General features: G+C 69.1%; 3 protein-coding genes. 1 reads left to right on the forward strand and 2 read right to left on the reverse strand.

Annotated elements, in window-relative coordinates:
• Positions 1–470: NUDIX domain-containing protein (locus EB084_22615; GenBank protein NDD31058.1), on the forward strand; the 470-nt coding region annotated here is incomplete at its 5' end.
• A gap of 386 nt (positions 471–856) precedes the next feature.
• Here the strand turns inward: EB084_22615 and EB084_22620 are convergent.
• Together EB084_22620 and EB084_22625 are read right to left on the reverse strand one after the other, a co-directional pair.
• Positions 857–1,699 (reverse strand): hypothetical protein, encoded by an 843-nt coding sequence (locus EB084_22620; GenBank protein ID NDD31059.1) that lies wholly within the window; start codon positions 1,697–1,699, stop codon positions 857–859.
• Between the two features lie 178 nt (positions 1,700–1,877).
• Positions 1,878–2,756, reverse strand: a complete 879-nt coding sequence (locus EB084_22625) for a hypothetical protein (GenBank protein NDD31060.1) — start codon at positions 2,754–2,756, stop codon at positions 1,878–1,880.
• Positions 2,757–3,067: the final 311 nt, after the last annotated feature.

Raw genomic sequence — 3,067 nt, forward strand, 5'->3', positions numbered from 1 at the left:
TCGATGCCGTGGTGACGCGCGTGAACCACGGGCGACGCGCCTTCGAGTTCGCCCTTGTCAAGCGCGCCGACACGGGGCAGTGGGGGCTTCCGGGCACCTTCGTGGCGCCAGGCGAGACGAACGCCCAGGCCTTCACCCGCGTGGTGACCGAGAAGCTCGGCCTCGCCGTCGACGCCGCTGGCGCCGAGGTCATCGCGCGTGTTCTGGTGCGTGACTACCGCAACACCGATCACGCCTGGATCGAGTCGACGGTGCTTCTTGCGCGCCTCGACGAAGACGAGATGCCCCCCCTGCAAGGCGCCCACGGCGGCGTGACCGACGTGGCGTGGCTGCTGGTCGACGGTGCCCTTGCCGACCAGCTGTTCGCCAGTCACGCCCGCATCATCGCGATGTGCGTGCGGCGCCTGCTCGAGTCGTGCGCGGATCAGGTGCGGCGCGAACCGCTCGAGCTTCTGCTCGACCGGCTCTGAGCGTTCCCTGCCCAGCGCGCCCCGGCTGCCCCCGCGATGGGAGCCCCGAGATGGGAACCCCGCGATGGGAGCCCCGCGATGGGCGCTCGTCGCGCCGCTCACAAGGTGCCAGCGCGCCCATCAGCGCAGGGAAATACGTTGGCAGCGCCCCCTCCGATCGGCCCCCACGAGGCACTGCCGGTTACCTCGTGACTGCCGCCTTCTGGGACGCTGCCTTCCGCAACCCCATCATGACACGGGCTCATGAATCGCCGATGGAGAGAAGATGAGAGCCAGATGAAGGTTTATCGGCGAAGTCCGCGGGGAAGCGAGACGCCCGTTCTACTGCGCCGGCTCCGATGACCAGGTGCGTGCGGCCTGATCGAGATGGAAGCGAGACGCCCGTTCTACTGCGCCGGCTCCGATGACCAGGTGCGCGCGGCCTGATCGAGATACGACCCCATCACCCGACCCGCGCCAGGAGGCAGGTTGCGGATGGCGTCCTTGGCGTCTTGCAGGCGCTGCCCCTCTACCTCGAGGGCGTGGCGGTAGTGCGGAGAATCGCCGTGATACGGCGCGCCTGCCCGTGTCGAGAACGGCTCTGCCGTGAGCGCGGGCGCCACGAGAACGCGGTCGCGCGCGTGAGAGATGGCGCTGGCCTCGACGTCGGCGAGACGCGCGTGCTCACGAGGCTCGGCGTGACCGTACATCGTGCCGCCGCCCGCATGGTCGCCCGCCACCTCGAGGCGCTGATCGATCCAGGCGCGGGTCGTGCCCGATGCGTGGCGGAAGGCTTGCGCGACGGGAGCGGGCAGCGCGCTCAGCTCGCGCTCGTTGGCGGCGCTGCGAATGTCGGCGTACGCGGCGGACGCCTCATCGACGGCGGCCTCGCTCGGATCGGCGCCGGCGTGGTCGCGCACGTAGGCGTCGAGCCCCTCGCGCAGCGCCTTCTGGTCGGCGGCGGAGACGCTCTGGCTGAAGGTCGCCGTGGCCGACTGCGCCACGCACCCTCCGAGGCTGCCCACCACCGTGACGCCCAGCATGGCCAGGGCGAGCAGGCGTGTCGGGGTCGCAGCTCCCTGAGCAGTGGGAGGCGAGGCCACGTCTCCCGCTGTGAACCCGTCGACCGACGGCGTTGACAGGGGGGGCGCGCACGGCGAAGACGCGTCTCTGACGCCGCCCTCCACGCCCAGGAACGGGCTCTGGACGCGGCCGGTCGCGCGATGGAGCAGAGATTGGACCGCGGTCATGTCGGAATCCTCGCTTCAGGTGACTCCATTCCACGCATGCCGGCACCTGATGCAACTGTATCGGACGCCGATGAAAGAGACCTGAAATGCGTCAGCGCCTGCTGTGGCGACGTTGAGTCTCGTGCTCACGCGCGGTGATCGGCCAGGATCGCGCCGCGAAGAAAGGGCGCGCCCCCCCTCACGACAGCCCCGGTGGAGCGGTGCTGCAGCAGGCGCCCAGGGCGCGCAGCCACCAGGGGGCACGCGCTCGACGAACGCCGTCGGCGACCGTTCGCGCCTCGTCGAGCGTGAGCGGGACCCAGCGACGGATGAAGTCCGGCGTTCGCACATCGACGGGCAGGCTCTGGAAGAGCGCGATCTTGGCGTTCCGATCGGCCTCGGTCATCTCCGGGCTGCGCAACGTGAGCGGCGCGCACCGTTCGACGATCTCGCTCTCCGTTCCGGTGAGATCGACCCGCACGAAGCGCGCGTTCTTCTCGCCTTCGATGTTGTTCAGGCACACCACGGTCGCGTGGTAGTCGAGGCCGCGCGCGCGAGACAGAACCTCCTGCAGGCGTCGCTCGGAAGCCATGACCTGGGCGCTCACGTCATAGGGCATGATCACGAGAACGCGCACCTCCGCGGGTGGCTGCGAGCGGGCTGCGATGTGGTCGCCGATGGTCCCCGCGGCCACCTGGGAAGCGGGGGTCCCGTAGCTGTGGAACACGATCTCGTAATCCGACGCCCGTCCGCTGCTCCCGCGCACGAAGACCTTGATGGCGCCACACCCCGCAGTATCGACGACATAGCGCTTCCCCGGCTCGCATATGCGCCACTCGTTGACCCGCACGTCAACGGGCTCCTCTGCCTCTGCCGCGCGAGCCGGGGGGCTGTCGGCCACGCGCGCACGCAGGTCGAGGGTCGACGAGATGTCACTCGCCTGCAGCGAGACCAGGGGCGCCGACGCGGCGCTCTCGCCTGTACGCGAAGCGGGCGACAGGCCTCGCGTCGGTCGCGCCTGCGTCGCGGCGCGTGGCAGCGCTCGGGTGGGCTTGGGTTCAAAAAATACGCCTCGCATCGCTTCCGTGTCCTCTCGGTGCTGGCCCCGCGCTGCAGAGCATAGCGGTTCCCGCCTTGAAGGTCACTGAACGGTGAGTCGAACGGGCGTGAGATGCGCGTTGAAACGCGACCCAGCCTGGAACGAGCGCGATGGTATGCCCCTCGGCGATACAATGACACGGCGAGGTTCACCGACGCGAGGACACGAGGACACGAGGACACGAGGACGTCCACTGACCCCCACCGCCACGAAGACACGACTGCAGTAGAAGCCCAAATGCTGAGGAATCCCCGGTTTTGTTCTAGGCACGGTGCGGCTTTGCCGCATTC

The sequence above is a fragment of the Pseudomonadota bacterium genome, from assembly GCA_010028905.1.
GTDB lineage: Bacteria > Vulcanimicrobiota > Xenobia > RGZZ01 > RGZZ01 > RGZZ01.